Source organism: Citricoccus parietis, from assembly GCF_042433045.1.
In the GTDB taxonomy this organism is placed as follows: Bacteria; Actinomycetota; Actinomycetes; order Actinomycetales; family Micrococcaceae; genus Citricoccus; species Citricoccus parietis.
Genome location: NZ_JBHLWH010000013.1, coordinates 57,956 through 80,876 on the forward strand (window position 1 = coordinate 57,956; position 22,921 = coordinate 80,876).

A 22,921-nucleotide genomic window follows, 5' to 3' on the forward strand; every position below is an offset into this window, starting at 1 on the left:
ACACCGGCATCTAGACCCACAAGGGGCTGCTTTACTTCAGCCTCGACGACACCGTCGTCGCCCTCGATGACCGACCGTCTGACAGGCTGTCCGGACGAACACAACGCGCATCATCAAGAGAGGTACCCACATGTCGTTCCAGACCCCGCGCAGCATCGAGGAAATGCTCACCGCGATCCACAAGCGCGAGTATCTGATGCCCGCGATCCAGCGGGAGTTCGTGTGGGACGCCGATCAGATCACCAAGCTCATGGACAGCCTCATGCGCGGCTACCCGGTCGGGTCATTCCTGCTGTGGGACGTGAAGCCTGAAACCGCGCAGTCATACACGTTCTACGAGTTCCTCACGAACTACCACGAGCGCGACAACCCCTACGCCGATAAGGCAACAGTCCCGGCAGGAAGCGGTACCACAGCCGTCCTGGACGGGCAGCAGCGCCTTACCTCACTGAACATTGCCCTGTATGGCAGCTTCGCCGAGAAGAAGAAGTACGCCTGGTGGAACAGCGCCGACGCCTTCCCCGTCAAGCGGCTCTACCTGAACCTCGTTGATGCCCCAGATGACGAGGAACTCGGGCTCAAGTACGACCTGTGCTTCCTCACCGACAAGGAGGCCGCCGCGGACGACGGCGCCGAGGACAAGTGGTTCCGGGTTGGTGCCGTGCTAGGCCTCGATGATTCTGGCCCCGCCATCATGGACGAGGTGGCCGACAGGGGGATATCCGACTACCGGACGGCCTCGCGTCGCCTCTACGATCTGTACCGAGCCGTACGCGACTTCAAGCCAATGAACTACTTCCTCGTCACTGATCAAGATGCCGACAAGGTGCTTGAAATCTTCGTCCGCGTCAACAGCGGCGGCGCGACACTGTCGTATTCCGATCTACTGCTGTCGATGGCCACGAACCAGTGGAAGGAGCTCGACGCGCGTGAGGAGGTCCGCTCACTGGTCAACGAGATCAACAGCAACGCCGGACGACAGTTCTCCTTCTCCAAAGACATCGTGCTGAAGACGGCGCTGACCATCGCCGACGTCGACCTGAGATTCAAAGTCACCAACTTCACTCAAGCGAACATGGCGAAGGTCGAAGAGTCCTGGCCTCAAATCAAGGGAGCTCTGCTGCGGGCAGCGACCCTACTTCAGCAGTTCGGGTACAACGAGCGAAATCTCACCGCTCACAGCGTCATCATCCCGATCGCTTACTATCTGCACCTGCGCGACGCGGGTGACTCCTATCTCGACTCGACGGCCAACGCTGCCGACCGGCTCACCCTCCAACGGTGGATAACCCGTTCTCTCATCAAGCGCGGCATTTGGGGCTCGGGACTCGATACCCTCCTCCTCCGTATTCGTGATGTCCTTCGTGCGAACACAACCGCCGAGTTCCCGGTCGCAGCCGTCGAGACAGCAATGACCGTCGTCGGGAAGAGCCTCACCTTCGACAAAGCTGAGATCGACGAACTCCTCAACCTCAAGTACGCCGGTCAGCGCACCTTCTCAGTCCTCTCAGTGCTGTATCCCGGCCTCGATCTGGGCAAGAAATTTCACGAAGACCACATCTTCCCCAAATCGCGGTTCACCAAAAAGAAGCTCCGCGAAGTCGGGATTCCGGCGGAGAAAATCGAGGACTACCAGGGAGCGGTCAACCTCCTGCCCAACCTTCAGCTTCTCGCGGGCACCGCAAACATCGAGAAGCAAGACACGCTACCAGCGGACTGGGTCGACACCGCCTTTCCCAGCGGAGAGAAGCGCGCGACCTACATCGCCGAAAACGACCTCGACAACTTGCCACTTGATCTGGCCGGCTTCACCACGTTCTTCGAGCAACGCAAACAGCGCATCCGAGCTCGTCTCATCACGGCGCTCGGAGCCACTCCTCGGCCAGCGGCGACGGACGAGGAGTAGTGCATCGACCTTTACGGGGTGGTCCTCCTCGATCTGCACCAGGAAACCCGTGTGATCGCCCAGTCGAATCAAGTGAATTCCGACGACAAGGCAGAGGGCATAAAGGGGCCTGTATCGATGCAAATGAGCCGCTGTGGCATTATCCGCCCCTATGGCCGTACTCCTGGTACGCTAGACACGTACTCTCAATACGCGACGGAGGTATCAGATGGTTACCAAGTATGCATTCTGGAACAACAAGGGCGGCACCGGGAAAACAAGCTTGTGTTTCCAAGCCCTCACGTTCTATGCGCACCAACACCCAGACGAGCGCATCCTGGCAATCGACGTATGCCCGCAGGCAAACCTGTCGGAGCTCCTCTTCGGAGGACTGGCAGGCAAGGGTAGTGATGTACTTCTCGCGCATCAGAATGAGCCGACGCGTCGCACGATTGGAGGTTACTTTGAGGTTCGTCTTCCGAACCCCTACTCGCCTCCGACCATCAACCCCGACGCATACATCTCACATCCGGCAGACCACAATGCAACGATCCCCGACAACGTTGATCTGATCGCGGGCGATCCCATCCTGGAGCTTCAGAGCAATGCTGTGTCGACGTTGGCTAACAACCAAATCCCCAACACACCTACCTGGGTTCGGGTGATCGATTGGATTAACGACCTGGTCGACACTCTGGGTGGCCGATACGACACAATCTTCATCGACGCGAATCCATCGTTCTCGATGTACACGCAGATTGCGTTGGCGAGTGCCGATAGGTTGGTGCTTCCTGTGATGGCCGATGACTCATCGCGCCGCGCAATCCAGAATGCGTTCTCTCTGGTGTACGGATTGAAGTTGCCCTCCGATATCTACACGCAATATGCGTTTGCAACGAAGCTCCGGAAGGAGGGTAGGGAACTCCCCAAGGTGCATGCCATCGCCAAGAATCGTTTGACGCAGTACGTGGTGGCGGCATCGGCCTACAGCGCAGTGCTTCGATCCATCGACCTCGACGTCGAGACGTTGATCGCACAACAACCCGATATGTTCTCGGCGAACAGGACGAAGGACGTCATGGTCGAGATCCGCGATTTTCAAACTGCCGGCGTCGTCTCCTTCGCAAGGGGATGCCCGTTCTACGCGCAGAAACCAGGCCGCATGGATGTCATGGGTAAGCGCGTTCAGGTCAAGAACGAATACTTGCAGAATTGCGTTGACTCAATCCAGGAGCTCGTCGACGCACTCTGAGACAACTCCACCGCCGCCTGTAGGTAGGCACCGTCGCGTAAGTTCGCCGTACCTCCGTGGCCGTCAGCCTGCTTCCGCAGCCGGCAGCCCTGGGTTATAAAAAGCCACGCTCGACACAACGGCGGCCGAGAACCCGTAGAAAAACGAGTTGTGCTACATCCAAGGTGCCACGAGTCGGGTTCCGAGTTGCGAAGGGTTGCGCCGCCGGAGTTGACCAAACCAACGCGCCGCCACGCTAAGCGATCTCAGAAAATTTCGGTCCTGACTGTGGCCATTCTGTGGCCACAGGCACAGTAACGTCGCAGCACGAGCTGGCACGAGACAGATGGAAATGCGCGTGATTCCGGGGAAGTTGGGACCCACCGAGACTGACCGGAACCCGCCATTCCGGGGTCGCCGAAACTTGAAAACCAGTGTGCGGTAACCCCGTACCAAGAGTTCGAATCTCTTACCATCCGCTCTGCACCAACCACGATGCCGTGGCAGCCGCACCGGTTGCCACGGCATCGTGGTCTTGTGGATCTGGTCTTCACGAGCCCTGCCCCGTACCGTTCCCTCCACCGTTACCGGAATTTCACCCGGCGGTGATCAGATGTCAGGGTTACCACTTCAGTGGATGTCGACCAGCGCCGGTACATCCCCTTCACCGGCGGGTCCGAACGGTCCAGGGGAACCAAAGAGGGAATCACATGTCGCTGCAGCCAAGGAAGTCCTTGCTGGCAGGTGTTCTGACCGCGGGGCTCATTGCCGCTCCCGCCGTCGCAGTGCCTGCGTCTGCCACTACCGCCCCACCCGCGCCGGCCTCCACAGCGGCCGACGCTTCTGTGTCCACCGATGAGGCCGTGAAGGCCGCCACCGAGCCGGCGGCCGAGGGCACCGAGAAGATCTCCATCCTCAGCTTCAACGACTTCCACGGCGCGCTTTCCGAGGAGTACGCCGGCACTCTCTTCGCCCATACGGTGGAGGGCTACCGCACTGCGTTCGAGACGGCCAACGGCGAGGGCTCCACCCTGCTGACCTCCGCCGGCGACCTGATCGGTGCCTCCGCCTCCGTGTCGAATGTCCAGGCCGACGAGCCGACCCTCGAGATTATGAACCAGCTGGGCCTCGCCGTGTCCGCCGCCGGGAACCACGAGTTCGACAAGGGCCTGGACGATCTCACCGGCCGCGTAGCCGATATCGCCGACTTCGACTTCCTCGCGGCGAACTTCGTGGACCCGGAAACCCAGGAGCCGGTCATCACCGACCACGAGATCTTCGAGGTCGACGGGGTCGACGTCGCCGTGATCGGTGCCGTCCCGAACAACCTCTACGCGACCACCACCGGATCGGGCCTGCAGGGCAACGAGGTCATCGACCTGGTCGACGCCGTCAACGGCGTGGCCCAGGAGATCGAGGCCGCCGGCACCGCTGACGTGATCGTGGCCTCGTACCACGATGGTGCCCCCGGCAACGGCGAGCTGGCCGCCGAGGTGGAAAACTCCTCCGTGTTCGACTCCATCGTCAATGGCACCGATGAGTCCGTGGACGTGATCTTCAACGGCCACACCCATCAGACCTACAACTACGAGACCACGGCCGGAGAGACCGAGCGTCCGGTGGTGCAGGCCGGGCAGTCCGGCAACCTCCTGGCCGCCGTCGAGCTGACCGTCGACTCGGAGACCAAGGAGGTCCTGGATTACTCCTCCAACCTGATTGATCGAACACCCACTCCGATGACCGGCGAAGACGACGATGCCGCGTTCGACCCGGCGGCCATGGACGCCCTCGTGGCGGATTCCACGGAGACGGTCCAGGCCATCTACGAGACCGAGAAGGCCGCCGTCGCCGAGTTCGATGAACTAAAGAACACCGTGATCGGCGAGATGGACTCTTCCATCACCACCGACTACCAGATCCGCATCGAGGAGTCCGGTGACTGGCGCGCCGGTGGCACCCGCCGTCAGGAGACCACCCTCGGTAACTGGGCCGCCAACGCACTCAAGGACCGCATCTCCCTGAGCAACCCCGAGGTGGACCTGGGGGTCACCAACTCCGGCGGCCTGCGCGCCGAGTTGCTGTTCGACCAGCTGACCGGCGGCGGCGACTTCCCGAACAAGGCGGCCGACATGATCGGCAAGGTGAGCCTCGGCGAGATCTTGGACTTCGCCCCGTTCGGCAACACTCTGACCTACTTCGACATCCCCGGCTCGTCCCTCAAGCAGGTGCTCGAGGAGAACTGGCAGGACGGCAACAAGACCCTGCACCTGGGCTGGTCCGAGGAGCTGACCTGGACCTATGACGAGTCACGGCCACAGGACGACAAGGTCACCGGCATCTGGATCTCCGGCGAGCCCGTGGCCATGGACGAGATGTACACCATCGGCACCCTGTCCTTCCTCGCCGATGACTCCTGGGTGGGCACTGAGAACTCTGCCCCGGACGGCTACGAGGGCTTCGCCATCGGCCAGGAGAACAAGGTCGACCTGGGCATCATGGACAACCAGGCCTTCCAGGAGTACGTGGTGGCGGAGACCGCTGCCTCCGGCGACATCCGCCCGGACTTCGCCAAGAAGTCCGTGGAGGTCACCGGCGCCACCGGCACCGCCCAGCCCGGCGAGAACCTGACCCTGACGCTCGGCAACCTGGAGAAGGATTCCGACGGCGCAGGTGATGCCACCGCGGTCTCCGTGGTCTTCCAGCCGGCCGAGGGCGAGGCCGTGGAGGTCGGCACCGTGGAGGTGGCGGCAGACGGCGAGTCCGCAGACCTGTCCACCCTGCAGGCACCCGAGGTCACCGGCGTGGGCGAACTGGTCATGACCGTGGCCTACGACGACGCGTACGAGTCCACCACCGAGGTCCGTTCGGCCCTCACGATCGGCACCGATGTCCCGGAGGACTTCTCGGACAATCAGCCCGGTTCGGTGTACTACGCACCGGTGCGGTGGATGCAGGCCGCCGGGGTGACCACCGGCTACACCGACGGCACCTTCCAGCCCGGCCAGGACGTGACCCGAGCGGAGTTCGTGACCTTCCTCTTCCGCGCTGTGGATCCTGAGGGCTTCACCGCCCCCGAGGTCTCGGTGTTCCCAGACGTGCCGGCGACCGGCTCGTACTACGAGGCGATCTCCTGGGCCGCCGCCGAGGTACTGGTCAACGGCTACCGGGGCGGCGAGTACCGCCCGTACGACCCGATCAGCCGCGGCGAGGTCGCCAAGGCCATGTACCAGCACGACCTGACCGACAACGGCTGACCGAGGCCTCCTCACCCCTCAACCTCTCCACGCACAGTGACCCCTCCCCCGCAGTAATGACGGGGTGGGGTCACCGTGTGCCGGGCATCATCCCAACGTCACTCCCACCGAAAGACATCACCATGACGTTCTCTTCACGCCTGACCGCAGTCGGCGCCTCGATGGCGCTGCTGTCTTCCACCCTCGTGGTCCCGGCACAGGCTGCCACGGCGGCCCCTTCCGACGACGCGGTCATCATCAACGAGGCCTACACCAACGGTGGTTCGGCCAACGCCGTCTTCACCCACAAGTTCGTGGAGCTCTACAACCCGAGCGATGCCGACGTCTCCCTGGAAGGCTGGTCCATCCAATACCGATCCTCGGGCGGCACCGGCGAACCGACCGGGGTCATCGAGCTCTCAGGCACCATCAAGGCCGGCGGCTACTACCTGGTCCAGGGCAACGCCAATGGTAACGAGCCGAACGGTGAAGCCCTGCCAGTCGCCGATGCCGGCATCGACACCAGCGTGGCCTTCGCCGGCACCAACGGGACCCTCGTGCTGGCCAACCAGACCGAACGGGTCTCCCTGCCGGTCGGTTCCGTGACCGCTGAGACCGAGGCGGCCGGCGTCGTCGACCTGTTGGGTTACGGCACCTCGAACACCTTCGAGACCGCCGCCGCCACTGGCCCCTCGGCGAACAACGACCCGAAGTCCATGACCCGCACGGACGGTGTGGACACGGACGACAACTCCGCCGACTTCACGGCTACCGGCACGGTCACCCCCACCAACGCCGCGGGCGAGACCGCAGGGGGCGGCACCGGTGAGCCAGAACCCGAGCCCGAGGTCCCCACGGAGATGACCCCGATCGCCGAGATCCAGGGCACCGGCGCTGCCTCCGAAATGATCGGCGAGAACGTCATGACCCTGGGCGTGGTCACCGCCGTCTACTCGACCGGCGGCTTCAACGGCTACTACCTCCAGACCTCCGGTTCCGGAGGCGACGACGCCACCCCGGGTGGCTCCGACGCCATCTTCATCTACTCCGCGGACACCGTGGGTGAGGTCACCCTGGGCGATCACGTGCAGGTCGTCGGCGAGGTGTCCGAGTACTACGGCGGCACCCAGCTCACGGTTCGCGCTGGCGGTGTGGAGCAGGTCGAGGAGGCCGCAGAGGCGGTCAAGCCCACCGTCCTGGAGTTCCCAGCGGATGAGGAGACCAAGGAGGCCCACGAGGGCATGCTGCTCGATCCCTCCGGGCTGGAGTGGACGATCACGGACAACTACGACGTGAACTCCTACGGTTCCCTGGGCCTGGCCCCGGGCACCGCCCCGCTGCCGAACCCGACCTCGGTGGCCGAGCCGGGCGCTGCGGCGCAGGCCGTGATGGCCGAGAACGCGGAGCAGTTGATCGTCCTGGACGACGGCGCCTCCACGAACTTCATGCGCTCCCCGGGCAACCAGAACAAGCTGCCCTACCTGAACGTCGACGATCCGGTGCGCGTGGGCTCCGCCGTGACCTTCACCGACCCGGTCATCCTCGACTACCGCTACGACGCCTGGAACTTCCAGCCGACCCAGCACCTCACCCACGAGAACGCCGACGAGGTCCAGCCCGCGACCTTCGAGGACACTCGCACGCCGGAGGCCGCCCCGCAGGACGTGGGCGGCAACGTGCAGCTGGCCTCCTTCAACGTGCTGAACTACTTCACCACCCTGGGCGATGAGTTCGAGAACTGCGACGCCTACGAGGACCACGAGGGCAACCCGATCGCCACCGACTACTGCACCCCGCGCGGCGCCTACAACGAGGAGAACTTCCTGCGCCAGCAGGAGAAGATCGTCGCCGCCATCAATGGGCTTGATGCCTCCGTGGTGGCCCTCGAGGAGATCGAGAACAGCGCCGAGTTCGGCAAGGACCGCGACGAGTCCCTCTCCACCCTGGTCACGGCCCTGAACCAGGCCGTCGGCACCGAGAAGTGGGCCTATGCCGAGTCGCCCGCGGAGATCCCCGGTGATGAGGATGTCATCCGCAACGCCTTCATCTACCAGCCGGCCGCGGTGGAGACCGTGGGCGAGTCCACGATCCTCACGGGGGACCCCGCCTTCTCCAACGCCCGCGAGCCGCTGGCCCAGACCTTCCGCGCCCTCGGCGAGGACGGCGGCATCGAGGGCACCGAGTTCGTGGCCATCACCAACCACTTCAAGTCCAAGGGCTCCAGTTCCGGCGCCGGCAATGAGGACAGCGGTGACGGGCAGGGCAACTCCAACGAGGACCGCGTGGCCCAGGCCGAGTCCCTCGTGGACTTCGCCGAGGGATTGAAGGAGTCCGAGGGCACGGACCGCGTGTTCCTCATGGGGGACTTCAATGCCTACGAGAAGGAGGACCCGATCAAGGTCCTCGAGGCCGCCGGCTACGTCAGCCAGGGCGCCAAGTCCGAAGGCGAGTACTCGTACACGTTCGACGCCGGCGTCGGCTCCCTGGACGGGATCTTCGCCTCCGGCACCGCCGACGAGACCGTGACCGGCACCGACATCTGGATGATCAACGCCAACGAGTCCGTGGCCCTGGAGTACTCCCGGTACAACTACACCCCGGAGCAGCTCTTCACCGCCGATCAGTGGCGGTCCTCGGACCACAACCCGATTCTCGTGGGCGTACAGCTCGGTGACGCCGAGGAGCCCGTCGAGGACGGCAACCCGAACAAGGGCCCGGGCAACAACTCCGGACAGGGCCCGAAGAAGGGTGAACACCCGGTCCACGGCAGGAACCACCCCGGTCAGGGCACGGGCAACCCCTGGAAGTGAGTTTGACTCCCGCCCCTGCTGAACCAGTGCTCAGATGACGCGGGGCGGGCGGCGGGGTCAGTCGGTGTTCACGGGCGGTGGAGGGCCCAGACTGCCCGGGCCGCGGCATCGGCATCGCCCAAGGTGCGGGCCCGTCCGTCCGGATCGCGGCCGGCCTCTGCGGCGATCGCCGTGCCCCACTGGACGGAGGCCAGCTGGAGCCCCAGGACGAACACCCCCTCCTGGACCGCTCCCCCGGCCCCCTTCAACCGGTGGGGACGCCCGGTCACGTCGAAGCCGCGGCCCGGCACCGGGTCACCTTCCTCATCCTCCACGGTGTACGGCACGGCGGTGCCGTCGGCCAGGAGCGAGGACACCAGGCCTGAGGCGGAGAGCAGCACCCGGTTCGGTGGCATCATGGCCTCCATCATCCAGGTCCCCCGGTGCACGTCCTGGGCCTCGTCCGCACCACCCACCTGCGGGGAGGACACCGTGAACCGGGACCGGCCGGCGTCGGGCTCGAACTGCGGATCCGGGCCCACGAACCGGACCAGGCCCGCTCGGGCCACGGCGAGCAGTTGTTCCACGCGCGTCAGCGGCGGGCCGGACGCCAGCCCCTCCACGAGCGTCTCGAACCAGCCGGAGACATCCCGCCGCCGGGAGGCATCGGTGAGCCGCTGCTCCGCCACCAGCTGCTTCACCAGCAGCCGCGCGGCATGCAGGGTCCCGATGGCCACCATGAGCGGGGAGTCCTCGCCGGCCGCGGCCTCGGCGCTGATCCCCTCCAGGAAACCAGCGACCTCCCGCTGGTAATCCTCGCCCGAGTCGTACACCCGGCCCTCGAACGGGCGGGCCAGGGTCCGGATGTCCAGGAACGGCATGCCCGGGGCATACACGTGGAGCAGCTCCTGTGCCTGGTGCGCCGTGACCGGTTCGCCGCGCCCGGCAGACTCCAGGAGCCCGACGAGGGCGGCCAGGAACTCGGTGGCCGGGCCCGAGCCACCGAGGATCTCCGGCCGGTTGTGCACCAGGGCGTTGTAGTACGCGCGCACCACGTCACGGTGGATCAGCGGCCACAGGTGCATCATGAAGTCGAGCGGACCGTGCTCGGCCTGCAGCGCCTGCACCACCTCCGGCACCAGGTACTTCAGGGCCACCGCATGGGGTACGAACGAATCCAGCTCGGCCTTCGGCAGGTAGCAGACGCCCCGCCGTGAGGCCGGGTGCAGCACGGGCTCGGCGCCGGAGGGTTCGTAGCGCAGCGCCCGGCCCGGGCCCTGGCCGGTGTCCACGAAGCGGCCGCCCCGGCCCAGGGTCAGTTGGGCGAGCGCGTCGAAGAAGTTCAACCCCATCCCCCGCACCAGCACGTCGGCCCCGGCGGGCACCGCGTCCCAATCGAGGTCACAGGGGATGGACGGCCCGCGGTATTCCAGTCCCAGCTCGGCCGCCGCGGCGGCCAGGCGGTGCTGCTCGCTCGTCAGGCGGGCGGGGACGTGCCCCACGGCCAGCACGACGGCGTCCGCCGCCAGCGTGCTCCCGTCACCCAGGGTGAGGATCGCCTTCCGGGGCGCGGCGCCGTGGGCCCCGTGCACCGGGGTCACCGTCCGCGCCGGCTCCAGGTGCACCACCTCGGCCTGGCACCATTCCAGGGTCCCGACGGCGGCCGATGCGGCCAGTGCGTCCGTCACCTCGCGGTACGTCTCGGCGAGATAGCGGCCGTAGACCGCCCGCGGCGGGTAGTCGGTGCGGTCCAGGACCCGGGCCCGGTCCGGGTGGGCCATCCGCCACTGGTCGAAGGTCAAGGCCGCCGACGAGGGCCGCAGGCCGGGGGTGCCGGCGGCCGCCACGGTCGGGAAGAAGGACGGGGTGTTCATCAGGAACAGCTCTGACTGCCCGGTCCGCCACACGTGGCCCGGCCCCGGTTCCTCCGGGTCCAGCACCACGATGTCCACCGGCGGCACCGGCGCCGACCCTCCAGCCTCTTCCACCACCGCCAGCAACCGCTCCAGGAACGAGGTCCCCCGCGGCCCGGCTCCCACCACGGCGATCGTGAACCGGTCTCCTGGGACGGCTGGGGTCATGGCGGGGTCCTCTCGCGGTGTGGCGTGTTCGTGGTCATCAGCCTACGGCCGGTGCGGGGACGTGTGCTTCGATGGTGGCATGCAGCAGAACCCACACTCCGTCCCCACCGTCACGTCCACCGGCCTCGCCACGGAGGCCGAAGACGAGTTCCTCTGGCTCGAGGACATCCACGGCGATCGCCCCCTGGACTGGGTCCGGGAGCAGGATGCCCGCACGGAGGCCCTGCTGGCCTCAGATGGTTTCGATGCGTTACAGCGGGACCTCACCGCCATCCTCGACTCCCCGGACCGGATCCCCCACGTCACCAAGCGCGGCGACTGGTACTACAACTTCTGGCGGGACGGCGAGCACCCGCGCGGGCTGTGGCGGCGGGCCCGCTGGGAGCCGTACCTGGCCGGGGGCCCCCAGTGGGAGGTCCTCCTGGACGTGGATGCCCTGGCCGCCCAGGAGGGCACCGATTGGGTGTTCGCCGGCGCCCGGCTGCTGCGCCCCGACTGGGACCGTGCCCTGCTGCGGCTCTCCCCTGACGGCGGTGACGCCGTGGCCGTGCGCGAGTTCGACCTCACCACCCGGGCCTTCATGCCGGCGCCCAAGGGCTTCGACCTGCCGGTGGCCAAGACCCAGGCCTCGTGGATCGACCGTGACCGGCTGCTGGTCGGCACGGTGACGGACCCGGATCCCGACGCCGGCGACGCCACCCGGTCCTCCTACGCCCGGACCCTGCGGGTCCTGCAGCGCGGCCAGACGCTGACCGAGGCACCCACCGTGTTCGAGGTCGATGCCGCGCACGTGGCCGCGTTCGGCGGGCACGACTCCACACCGGGCTGGGAGCGGACGGTCGCGACCGATGCCGTGGACTTCTACCGCTCCACCACGTGGCTGCGAGAGCCCGAGTCGGTAGACAGTCCCGGCGAGCGCCCCGGCTGGCGGTTGCTGGAGGTGCCCCTGGATGCCGAGGTGGACGTGCACCGGCAGTGGCTGACGGTGTTCCTGAAGTCCGAGTGGGAGCTGCCGACCGCCGTACACCCGGCCGGCTCCCTGCTCGTCTGCACGGTGGACGGCTTCCTGGACGGCTCCGAGGAGCCACGGGCCGCGTTCCTGCCCGCCCCGGACCGCACCCTGTCCGCATGGACGTGGACCGCGTCCCACCTGGTGCTGACCGTGCTGCAGGACGTCGCCTCCACCCTGTACGCCCTGCCCCAGACCGCGCTGGCGGCCCACGATCCCCGCGGGACCCCGCAGACCACCGCCGGGCGACCGCCGGCGCTGGGGGCCATCCGCCAGATCCGGCTGGCGCACCCGAATCCCGCAGACCCCTTCCTGACCCTGGGGGTCAGCGCGGTGGATGACGAGGATCCGGACTGCGGGAACGACCTGTGGATCACCGCCACCGGCGCACTCACCCCGCCCACCCTGTTGCGGGCCACGCTCCCGGCGGAACTGGAGGAGAGCAGCCGGCTGGACGGCGTCGTCCCCGATCTGGTGACCGTGCGCACCGGGCCGGAGCACTTCGACGCCACCGGGCTGGCCGTGCGCCAGCACTTCGCCGTGTCCGACGACGGCACCCGGGTCCCGTACTTCCAGATCGGCCCCGAGGACCTCGAGGCCGACGGGGCCAACCCCGTGGTGATGGACGGCTACGGCGGGTTCCTCGCCTCCAAGCTGCCCGGTTATTCCGGCGTGTACGGCCGCGGCTGGCTGAGCCGCCGGAACGCCGCCGGCCGCCGGGGCATCCACGTGATCGCCAATATCCGCGGTGGCGGCGAGTACGGACCCGACTGGCACCGGGCGGCCCTGCAGGAGAACCGGCACCGTGCCTATGAGGACTTCGCCGCCGTGGCCCGCGACCTCATCCGGCGCGGCGTGACGGACCGGCCACACCTGGCTGCCACCGGCCGCTCCAACGGGGGCCTGCTCATGGGCAACATGGCCACCACCTACCCCGAGCTGTTCGGTGCCCTGAGCTGCGGGGTGCCCCTGCTGGACATGCGCCGGTACACGGTGCTGTCCGCCGGCCACAGCTGGATCGCCGAGTACGGTGACCCGGAGGATCCCGAGCAGTGGGAGTACATCCGCACCTTCTCGCCCTACCACCTGCTGCTCGAGCAGCCGGTTCCCGGCGCCGAGGCCGGACGCGACACCGAGGGCCCGGGCACGGGCTACCCGGATCTCCTCGTGTGGACGGCCACCTCGGACGACCGGGTCGGCCCGGTCCAGGCGCGCAAGATGGCGGCCCGGATGATGCGGCTGGGCGTGCCGAACGTGTGGTTTCACGAGGATCTCGAGGGCGGCCACGCGGGTGCCTCGGACAACCGACAGGCCGCGGCCCTGCACGCGCGGTCCCTGGAGTTCCTGTGGAGGAGCGTCGCGGACGACTCGCTTTGAACTCCGGGCCCCTCGGCGGCTACCATGTCAGGGTTACCATCTCACCGATGGCGACAGTGGAGACGTGCCAGAGCGGCCGAATGGACTTCACTGCTAATGAAGGGTCCGGCGAAAGTCGGACCGGGGGTTCAAATCCCCCCGTCTCCGCAGTTGTCCTGAGTCGCGACATCGTTTACTAACGGTGTCGCGGCTCAGGACTTTTTTTGTGGGCGCCGCCTGATGGTCCGCTCTGAATGCGCTGAAGGCGGACTTCTCGGCTGTCGTTCAGATACCTTAGGGTCTAGGGTCGAAAACGTGATGCCGGCTGGGCCAATCGCTCGCCGGTCACCCAATGACGAAGGAGCGCACAACATGCAGGACTTCACATCTGTCGACCAACTCCAGGACGCGACCGTTTTCGGCAATGACGGCGACAAGATCGGAACGATCGGCCAGGTCTACCTCGACGATCAGAACAACCAGCCCACGTTCGTGACGGTGAAGACCGGGTTGTTCGGGATGAAGGAGACGTTCATCCCTGTCTCCGAGGCCACCCGGACGCAGGACGGACTCCAGGTCCCCTTCGACAAGGCGTTCGTCAAGGACGCGCCGAACATCGACGCCGACGGCTCGCTCACTCCTGAGGAGGAGCGGCGCCTCTACGAGTACTACTCCATGGATTACCAGGGCGCCGGCGTCGACCGGAACCGGGATGCGGGCCTGGCTGCTGCCAGCGGCACCGCTGCCACCGGCGTGGGGGGCCTCGGCACCCAGCGTGGCGAGGCGGACCGCACGGCCGCCGACTTGAACCGCGATGTCAATACTGACGGCCAGGTACCGGGTGTGGCCGGACATGACCGTGAAACCGTGGTCGCCCGCGACGAGCACCTGAACGTTGGCACGGAGCGCCGCGAATCCGGCCACGTCCGGTTGCGCAAGCACACCTACGCGGACACGGAGACAGTGGAGGTGCCGGTGAGCCGGGAAGAAGTCGTCGTCGAGCGCGAGCCGGTCGATCCGTCCTCCCCCGAGGCCCTGCGTGACAACGGGGACGAGGACGTGGTGGTGACCACCCATGAGCAGGTCCCCGTGGTGGACAAGACCGCGACCGCCGAGAAGGTGACCGTGGACAAGAACACCGTCCGGGACACCGAGCGGGTCAGCGGGACCGTGCAGCGCGAAGGCGTCGAGGTGGACGGTGACGACACCACCGCCGGCCGGGATGGCCGCCGCGGCTGACCCCGCCCCCACACGTCACCCTCATATGCCAGCGGCGCCTGACCCATCACGGGTCAGGCGCCGCTGGCGTTGTTGAGTGATTAACGCTGTGGCGGGTGGAGTCAGTCGTCCTGGCCCTGCTCACGCTGGAGGATGTGCAGGAACTGCAGGGCCTCCTCGGCGGTGAGCACCGTGTGTGCGGAGAGCTCCAGGGCGGCGTCCTCCACCCGGCCGTCACGGACCAGGGCGGTCAGCTGGTCCCGCAGGTGGGGCGGCAGGTCGTCCGAGGACACGCGGACGGTGGTCTCATCCCGCACCACCTCGAGTTCGAACGGCCGGTCGGCCGGCAGGCTCTCCTCCAGCCAGTCCTCCGGGACCACGAGATCGGTGGCGTCAGCGATGTCCGCCGGGGGCACCCGGGTGCCGGAGTCCGCAGCGGCGGGCGAGGCGGCCGGCGTCGTGCCCTCGGCCGACGGCTTGGTCCACATCTGCGGGTAGGTGGCGAGGGCTTGGATGTCCATCATGGCTTCGAAGGTGCCGAGTCCGGTGGAGCGGCGGTAGGCGGTGACGGCCTCGGCGGTGCGGCCGGCGGCGATCAGCCGATAGACCTCGCGGTGCGCGGCCTGGTCCATCCGGTTCGAGGCGACCTTGGCGTTCTCGGAGCTGATGCGGCCGGCCAGGGACCCCCGCCGCGGGCGGTGACCTGATTTCTCGGAGGAGGTACCGGCAGAGGTGGACCCGGAGGCGGCACGGCGCGACAGCACCCAGGCGCCGCCACCGACGACGACGGCCACGACCACCAGGATCAACACCGGAACGAGGTATTCCATGATCCCAGTCTAGGGCGAGACCCTCAGGGTGCGTCGACGGTCCAGACCCGGTGACCCGGGGCCATCCGTCCGGGGTTCTGCGAGACGAACAGGACCACGCCCGGATAGGCCTCCAGCTCGGTCCGCAACAGGCGCAGGCCTTCGCCGTCCAGGTCTGCATCGATGCCGTCCAGGACCAGCAGCGGCGGGTTGTCCAGCAGGGCGCGGCCCAGCTTGAGCCGGGCCACCTGCGAGCCCGTCAGCGGCTGGCCCCCGTTCTTGAGCCGCGTGTCCTCGCCGCGGGGGAACGCCTCCAGGACGCGGTCCAGTCCCACCCGGGCGAAGGCCTCCCGGGTCTGCTCGTCCGTGGCCTGGGGATTGCGGTAGGTGATGGCCCGGGACACGGTGCCCCGCTCGAGCGGCACGCGCACGGAGGCGTGGCCGAGCAGCTTGCGCCGCTGGCGACCCGGCGCCCGGGTGTAGTCGTAGCCGTCCACGACCATCTCGAGGCCGGGGACCTCACCGCCCGGCTCCGCGGCCGTGTTCTGGCCGGCCAGGAGGTTCGCCAGGAACGGCTGGATCCGCCCCGGGTCGTGCGACTTGATCTGGATGACCTCGCCGGCGCCAGCCTGGAGCAGGGGGACGCGCTGGCCCTGGACCACCATGCGGCGGATTCGCAGCCCGTTGCGGCCGGTGTCCGAGCGCTCCCGCGCCACATCCTTCCAGTTCTCCTCACGGTCCTTCTCGGCCTTCCGGAGCACCTCGGCCTGGGCCAGCAACGGCGCCTGGATGCGGCGGGCGGCCTTGTAGTTCTGCCGGTATTCGACCACGCGGCCCAGGTCCCCCAGCGGGGTGGACATCACGCCCACCAGGGTCATGGCGGAGGCCACCCCGGCCGTGTCGATCATGCCGAGGGTGCCGAGCACCACCACGGCGGCGGTGGCCAGCGAGGCCGCCGTGATGGCGGAGGCACGGACCAGCCCCGTGATCCGGGCCCGGGACACGGCGGCGTTGACCACCTTGCCCGAGTCCCGGTCCAGGGCGTTGAGTTCGCGGTTGATGCCGCCGGCGGCCTGGATGGACTCCCCGGCGCGGACGGTGTCCGCGATGCGGGCGGACATCCGGCCACGACGCCGGCGCAGGTACCTCGCGCGGGTGAAGGTCGCCTTGGCCAGGGGCGGCACCGCCAGCCCGAGCAGCACGATGGGAATGCCGACGGCTAAGCCGACCTGCCAGTCGGAGATGGCCAGCACGGCGAGCACCACCACGATCAGCGGCAGCGAGGTCAACAGTGGCACCATGCCCTGCGAGACCCAGTTGCGCACGGAGGTCAGATCATTGGAGGCACGGGTGATGGTCACGCCCAGGGACGGGTTGCCGGAGCCGGCCAGCGTGGTGCCGATCAGCTTGCGGCGCAGTTCGTAGACGTAGTCCTGGCCGAGGTCCTCCCCCACCACGCGCTCTCCCCAGCGGGCGCCGAAGATGGACACCACGGTGATAGCCAGGAGGGACAGCTGCAGCCACGGAATGTAGGTGCCTGCCTCCGCCACGGCGGCCGGGTCCAGGGCGGATCCGTCCGGGGCCGTCCCGGCATTGAGTGCGGCATTGACCTGGGCGGGCATCCCCAGCAGGGAGTCCACCGTGAAGGACATGACCAGGGCCATGATCGCCTGGAAGATGCCGAGCAGGAACAGGATCACCAGGAGATAGCGCCGTCGCCCCGCCCAGACGGTCGGCATCCGCTCCCCCCGGCCGGTGGCCTCGGTCGTGCCCTCGTCCTCCTGGTCCGTGGCGGTACCGACAGCACTGCCGGTGGGATCCTCAAGGGGGCCGTCGGCAAGGGCCTCGGCAGTGGCGTCGGCCGACAGCCGGAACCGGCGCTGGGGGCGATCCGGGTTCAGGATGTCCTCCAGTCCTGCGGCAGCAAGGCGGTCGAGACGCTTGCCCTCGTGAGTTCGTAGGTGTCGATCACGGGCACCCCGAGGCAGGCCAGGACCTCGTTGGCCTCGGCGGTGGCCAGCGGCGATGAGGTCAGGACGCCCGAGACCGCGGCCACGTCCAGGCCCGCCTCCTGCAGTTCACGGACGCCGCCCACGGCACCGAGCGCGTCGCCGGCGGCGAAGACCACGCGGTCCACCACGGACTGGAAGAGCGGATCGCGCAGCAACCGGGCGGTCTCGCCCTGGTACACGCCGTCCGCGATCTCGACGATCACCACGTCGGTATCGGTCTCCGCGAGGGCATCCACCAGATTCACCGTCAGCGAGCGGACCTGCTCGAAGTCGAGCTTGAAGGTGGTGGGATACCCGAAGTCGGTGAAGTCCAGGACCTTGGCGGCGCCCCCGTCCACGTAGATCATCGGGTCGTTGCCGGCACCGGTGCCGGTGGACTTGCCGGCGGAGACCTTCAGGCCGGCGTTGGTCAGTCCGTTGACGAGGGTGGCCATGGCGGTGGACTTTCCGGAGTTCATCGAGGTGCCGAGCACCGCGACCACAGTCGGGCGGCCCGGCAGCGCGGCGCCCAGTTCCTCGGCGGGATCCCCGAGTGCCGGAACCGGGTTCAGCGAGTACGGGGCGAAGCGGGAGAGGTTGACGACCCCGGACGCGTCCGCGAGCAGGCCCAGTGGCTCGATCCTCGTCGGATCGTCCATGTCGGCATGCTGCACGGTGACCGTGCCGGCCACGCCGCCGGCGGCGACCAGGTGGCAGGGTTCCAGGGAGTCCGGCACGTGGGCCAGGAACTGGTCCGCGGCGTAGCGGTGGCCGTAGGCCAGCATGACGATCGCGCCGGGGAACAGGATGGCCTTGCGGGACTCGGGGGTCTCGACGCGCTTGTGGTTGAGGATCTCGCTGACGCGGGCCACGACCACGTCGCCGGCCTGCGGGGTGACGGTGGGGCCGGTGGCCAGGTGGAATGCGGAGCGGTCGGCGTCCAGGGCCTCACCCACGAACCGAGTGGTGTAGGTGGCCTGGATGCGGGTGGGCAGCTCGGCGCGCTGGTAGGTGGCGTCGGCGGTGTCGATGATCGACATGGCGCTGGTCCGGTTCGTGATCTCGATGGTCATGGCGGGCCTCTCCTGTGCTTCGGTGACCGTCCGGGGTGTTCCGCCGGCCTCAGGAACCATGGAACCAACACCCCATGAGGGGTCCATGAGTCCGGAATGAGAGCCTTCTCATCTGCTGCGCATGAACCAGCCCAGGATGGCCGCCACCACCGCGAGGGCCGCCGTCATGAGCACGGTCCCGGGCCAGCCGGCCCCCGCCAGGAACACCCCGCCGAGCCAGCCGAACAGGCTGGAGCCCGCGTAGTAGCCGAAGTTGTAGAGCGAGGCCGACTGCGCCCGGCCGGCCACCGCGGCCGCCCCCGCCCAGCCGGATGCCACCGCGTGAGCGGCGAAGAAACCGCCGGTGAAGACGATCGTGGCCGGCAGCACCACCCACAGGGAGGGGACCAGGGTGAGCAGCACCCCGACGATCATGGCCGCCGTGGACACCAGCAGCACGGGCCGGCGCCCGTGACGCCCGGCCAGTCGACCCGCCAGCGGCGAGGTCCAGGTCCCGGCCAGGTAGGCCACGAAGACCAGGGACACCACCCCGATGGGCAGGTTGAACGGGTCACCGGCCAGGTGGAATCCGAGGTAGTTGTACATCGCCACGAATCCGCCCATCAGCAGGAGTCCCTGGGCGTAGATGATCAGCAGGGCCGGGGACCGCAGGTTGCCCGCCAGAGCCCGGACCGCCTGCCGGAAGGTGGTGCGGTGCGGCGTGAAGCCCCGGGCGGACGGGGCCAGGAGCAGGAAGGCGATGGCGCAGGCCACGGACAGCACGGTAACGGCCAGCATGCCGAGCCGCCAGTCCGTCAGCTCTCCGATGGGCGCGGCCAGGAGGCGCCCGGCCAGCCCGCCGAGGCTCGTCCCGGAGATGTACGTCCCGGCCGCCAGCGCCGAGGAGGCGGCGCTGACCTCCTCGTTCAGGTAGGCCAGGGCCAGTGCCGGGACACCCCCGAGGGCGAACCCCTCGAGGAGGCGGAAGGCCAGGATGGCCTCCAGGTCCGGCACCGCGACGGCGGCCAGCGAGAAGGCACAGGCCGCCATGATGGCCCACCCCATGACCCGTTTCCGGCCGAAACGGTCACCGGCGTAGGACCACGGGATCACGCCGATGGCCAGTCCCAGCGTGGCCAGAGAGACCATGAGGGCGGCATCGGAGGCGGTGATGCCGAGGTCCCGGCTGATCAGCGGGAGCAGGCCCTGCGGGGAGTACAGCTGGGCAAAGGTCGCGACGCCGGCCAGGAACAGTCCCAGCAGCAGGCGGCGGTAGCCGGGGGTCCCGGGGATATGTCCGGACCACGGTCCTGGCGTGCCTGTCTCCACGGGCCCGACTCTAGCCCCGTGACCAGGCCCCTTGACCGTGCCGGCCGCGCGAGCTGGCCTAGGATTGACTCCCATGACGACTTCTGTGGATCTGAGCCAGTCCTTCAAGGCCTATGACGTGCGCGGCATCGTCGGGGAATCGATCACTGAGGGATCCGTCCGGGCCGTGGGCGCGGCCTTCGTGGACGTGCTGGGCCTGGCTGGCTCCCGGGTGCTGGTCGGCGGGGACATGCGACCGTCCTCGCCCGAGTTCGCCCGGGCCTTCGCGGACGGAGCCACCTCCCGCGGGGCGGACGTGGTGATGCTGGGGCTGATCTCCACGGACATGCTGTACTACGCCTGTGGTGTGGAGCAGGCCGCCGGGGTGGTCTTCACCGCCTCGCACAATCCTGCCGCCTACAACGGCATGAAGATGGCCAAGGCCGGCGCGGTCCCGGTGTCCTCGGACACCGGTTTGTACGAGATCCGTGATGTGGCCCAGCGCTACCTCGATGCCGGCGAGATCCCGGCGGTGGAGGCCGTCGGTGCCGTGACGGAGCAGGACATGCTCACCGGTTATGCCTCCTACCTGCGCTCCCTCGTGGACCTGTCCGGGATCCGGGATTTGAAGGTCGTGGTGGACGCCGGCAACGGGATGGCCGGCAAGACCACCCCCGCCGTCCTCGGCGACACCGTGCTGGAGGGCCTGCCGCTGCAGATCGAGCCGCTGTACTTCGAGCTGGACGGCACCTTCCCGAACCATCCGGCGAACCCGCTGGAGCCGGAGAACCTGCGTGATCTGCAGCGGGCGGTCCTGGCCCACGGCGCGGACCTCGGCCTGGCCTTCGACGGCGACGCCGACCGCTGCTTCGTGATCGACGAGAAGGGCGCCCCCGTCTCGCCCTCCGCCGTGACCGGATTGGTGGCCCGCCGCGAGATCGCCCGGGCCCAGGCCGGGGACACCGTCAACGGGGCCGTGCAGGCCCCGGAGCCCGAGCCGGTGATCATCCACAACCTCATCACCTCCCATGCCGTGCCCGAACTGGTCGCGGCCCAGGGGGGCCGCGCCGTGAAGACCCGGGTGGGTCATTCCTTCATCAAGGCCGTCATGGCCGCCGAGGGGGCCGTGTTCGGCGGGGAGCACTCCGCGCACTACTACTTCCGTGACTTCTACAATGCGGACACCGGGATGCTCGCGGCCATGCACGTGCTGGCCGCCCTCGGCACCCAGGAGTTGCCGCTGTCCGAGCTGGCCGCGGAGTACGACCCGTACACCGCCTCCGGTGAGATCAACTCCGAGGTCGAGGACAAGGCCGGTGCCGTGAGGCGCGTGCTCCAGGCCTTCGCCCCGTCACTGGCCGCCGACGCCACCGCAGCCGGCGAGGACTCGGTGTCCGCGGCCGTCGATGCCGAGGGCCTGGCCGGGACCGGGGTGCTCGTGGACCGCATGGACGGCACCACCGTGACCGCGGTCGACGGCAGCTGGTGGTTCAACCTGCGCCCGTCCAACACCGAGCCGTTCCTGCGCTACAACGGCGAAGCCCACGACGCCGGCACCATGGCCCGCATCCGCGACACCGTCCTCAACCTCGTCCGCCAGAACGCCTGAACGCCTGATCCGCTGTGTGGGCGGAGACCAGGACTACTCTCTGCCCTCAACGCGTTCGGGGTCCGAGGTGCGGGTGATCCGGACGCGTCCGACCCGGTGGCCGTCCATGTCCAGGACCTCCAGGCCGGCTCCCTCGGCCTCCACCCGGTCCCCCGCCTCGGGGACGCGCCCCAGCCGGGCCATGACGAAGCCGCCGACGGTCTCGTAGGAGCCGTCGTCCGGCAGGTCGACGCCGGTCTGCTGGGCCAGTTCCTGCAGGATGAGCCCGCCGTCCACCTCGGCATCCTCGCCCCGCTCCAGGGCGGTGTCCTCCGCCGCCAGGCTGTCATCGAACTCGTCGTAGATGTCCCCGACGAGTTCCTCCAGCAGGTCCTCCAGCGTGACGATCCCGTCGGTGCCCCCGTATTCGTCGATGACCAGGGCGATCTGGTTGCCGCTGGACCGCATGCAGCTCAGGGCATGCAACACGTCCACCGTGCCGGGCAGCACGGTGATCTCGCGGACGATCCCGGCCAACGTGGTCGACGGGTCCGGCACCCGCAACAGGTCGCGGATGTGGATGAAGCCCAAGACGTCATCCGAGTCCTCCCCGGTGATGGGATAGCGCGAGTTGGGCAGGTCCGCCAGCTGCCGCATGGCCTCGGCCACACTGATGTCCCCGGCCAGGAAGTTCACCTCGGGCCGAGGCCGCATCACCTCCACCACCGTGCGGTCAGCGGCGTCGAACACGGACTGCAGCACGTGCCGGTCCGTGTCCTCGAGCGCCTCCGACGTGCTCACCATCGATCGGATCTCCTCCGCGGAGACGGCCTCCTGATGGGCCTTCGGATCGCCACCAAGCAGGCGAACCACCAGGTTGGTCGAGAATGAGAGCAACCAGATGACCGGTCGCATCAAGATGGCGAAGGCGCCCAACGGCGGGGCGAGGACCTTCGTGAACCGGACGGCGTTCTGCATGGCCAGACGTTTCGGGACCAGCTCGCCGAAGACGAGGGAGAGGTAGGCGATGACCAGCGTCATGCCAATGAGTGCCGCCGTGCTGGCGGTCTGCTCCCCCAGCCCCCAGCCGGCCAGGACCGGCGCGATATCCGGCGCGATCGTCGAGGCGCCGTAGGCCGAGGAGAAGAAGCCGGCCACGGTCACGCCGATCTGCACGGCGGACAGGAACAGGTTGGGGTCCCGGACCAGGGCCGCTGTCTTGGCTCCGCGCGGTCCGCTGTCCTCGATCGCCTGGACCTGGGATTGCCGCAGGTTGACGATGGCCATCTCCGTACCGGCGAAAACGCCGCCGATCAGTACGAAGGCCAGCACCAGAACGAGGTTCAGCAGGGTGTCTAAATCCATGACTCC

General features: G+C 67.9%; 13 protein-coding genes and 1 tRNA gene. 8 read left to right on the top strand and 6 right to left on the bottom strand.

Annotation, left to right across the window (positions count from 1 at the left end; translation table 11 throughout):
* Window positions 1-130: 130 nt before the first annotated feature.
* From ACFFIO_RS04300 to ACFFIO_RS04315, 4 genes are all read left to right on the top strand, one after another.
* The gene (locus ACFFIO_RS04300; RefSeq protein ID WP_378040349.1) at window positions 131-1,906 is read left to right on the top strand and encodes a DUF262 domain-containing protein; all 1,776 of its coding nucleotides are present in this window, start codon (window positions 131-133) and stop codon (window positions 1,904-1,906) included.
* Between the two features lie 208 nt (window positions 1,907-2,114).
* The gene (locus ACFFIO_RS04305; RefSeq protein ID WP_378040350.1) at window positions 2,115-3,137 is read left to right on the top strand and encodes a ParA family protein; all 1,023 of its coding nucleotides are present in this window, start codon (window positions 2,115-2,117) and stop codon (window positions 3,135-3,137) included.
* An 824-nt stretch (window positions 3,138-3,961) separates the two neighbouring features.
* Window positions 3,962-6,370, top strand: a complete 2,409-nt coding sequence (locus ACFFIO_RS04310) for a 5'-nucleotidase C-terminal domain-containing protein (protein ID WP_378040351.1) — start codon at window positions 3,962-3,964, stop codon at window positions 6,368-6,370.
* A 122-nt stretch (window positions 6,371-6,492) separates the two neighbouring features.
* Entirely contained in the window at window positions 6,493-9,159 is a 2,667-nt protein-coding gene (locus ACFFIO_RS04315) for an ExeM/NucH family extracellular endonuclease (RefSeq protein WP_378040352.1), read from the top strand.
* A 68-nt stretch (window positions 9,160-9,227) separates the two neighbouring features.
* On the opposite strand, the gene ACFFIO_RS04320 is transcribed toward ACFFIO_RS04315, so the two are convergent.
* Window positions 9,228-11,219 (bottom strand): FAD/NAD(P)-binding protein, encoded by a 1,992-nt coding sequence (locus ACFFIO_RS04320; RefSeq protein ID WP_378040353.1) that lies wholly within the window; start codon window positions 11,217-11,219, stop codon window positions 9,228-9,230.
* A gap of 79 nt (window positions 11,220-11,298) precedes the next feature.
* Here ACFFIO_RS04320 and ACFFIO_RS04325 point away from each other — a divergent pair, with 79 nt between their 5' ends.
* The 3 genes from ACFFIO_RS04325 to ACFFIO_RS04335 all read left to right on the top strand — a co-directional run bounded on the left by ACFFIO_RS04325 (window position 11,299) and on the right by ACFFIO_RS04335 (window position 14,823).
* Window positions 11,299-13,605: a prolyl oligopeptidase family serine peptidase gene (locus ACFFIO_RS04325; protein WP_378040354.1), complete on the top strand. Its 2,307-nt coding sequence runs from the start codon at window positions 11,299-11,301 to the stop codon at window positions 13,603-13,605.
* Window positions 13,606-13,663: 58 nt separating this feature from the next.
* Window positions 13,664-13,752: transfer RNA gene (locus tag ACFFIO_RS04330), tRNA-Ser, on the top strand.
* Between the two features lie 204 nt (window positions 13,753-13,956).
* The gene (locus ACFFIO_RS04335; RefSeq protein WP_378040355.1) at window positions 13,957-14,823 is read left to right on the top strand and encodes a DUF2382 domain-containing protein; all 867 of its coding nucleotides are present in this window, start codon (window positions 13,957-13,959) and stop codon (window positions 14,821-14,823) included.
* A 101-nt stretch (window positions 14,824-14,924) separates the two neighbouring features.
* Here the strand turns inward: ACFFIO_RS04335 and ACFFIO_RS04340 are convergent, their stop codons facing one another.
* The 4 genes from ACFFIO_RS04340 to ACFFIO_RS04355 all read right to left on the bottom strand — a co-directional run bounded on the left by ACFFIO_RS04340 (window position 14,925) and on the right by ACFFIO_RS04355 (window position 19,983).
* On the bottom strand, window positions 14,925-15,632 hold the full coding sequence (locus ACFFIO_RS04340; protein ID WP_378040356.1) for a hypothetical protein: 708 nt from the start codon (window positions 15,630-15,632) through the stop codon (window positions 14,925-14,927).
* 23 nt (window positions 15,633-15,655) lie between these two features.
* On the bottom strand, window positions 15,656-17,350 hold the full coding sequence (locus tag ACFFIO_RS04345; RefSeq protein ID WP_378040357.1) for an ABC transporter transmembrane domain-containing protein: 1,695 nt from the start codon (window positions 17,348-17,350) through the stop codon (window positions 15,656-15,658).
* A gap of 158 nt (window positions 17,351-17,508) precedes the next feature.
* The gene (locus tag ACFFIO_RS04350) at window positions 17,509-18,675 is read right to left on the bottom strand and encodes a P-loop NTPase family protein (protein WP_378040358.1); all 1,167 of its coding nucleotides are present in this window, start codon (window positions 18,673-18,675) and stop codon (window positions 17,509-17,511) included.
* Window positions 18,676-18,783: 108 nt separating this feature from the next.
* Complete coding sequence (locus ACFFIO_RS04355; protein WP_378040359.1) at window positions 18,784-19,983, bottom strand: MFS transporter; 1,200 nt, start codon at window positions 19,981-19,983, stop codon at window positions 18,784-18,786.
* Between the two features lie 73 nt (window positions 19,984-20,056).
* Between ACFFIO_RS04355 and ACFFIO_RS04360 the strand changes: the two genes are divergently transcribed.
* On the top strand, window positions 20,057-21,571 hold the full coding sequence (locus tag ACFFIO_RS04360; protein ID WP_378040360.1) for a phosphohexomutase domain-containing protein: 1,515 nt from the start codon (window positions 20,057-20,059) through the stop codon (window positions 21,569-21,571).
* 33 nt (window positions 21,572-21,604) lie between these two features.
* Here ACFFIO_RS04360 and ACFFIO_RS04365 read toward each other — a convergent pair whose 3' ends face one another.
* Entirely contained in the window at window positions 21,605-22,915 is a 1,311-nt protein-coding gene (locus ACFFIO_RS04365; RefSeq protein WP_378040361.1) for a hemolysin family protein, read from the bottom strand.
* Between the last annotated feature and the right edge of the window lie 6 nt (window positions 22,916-22,921).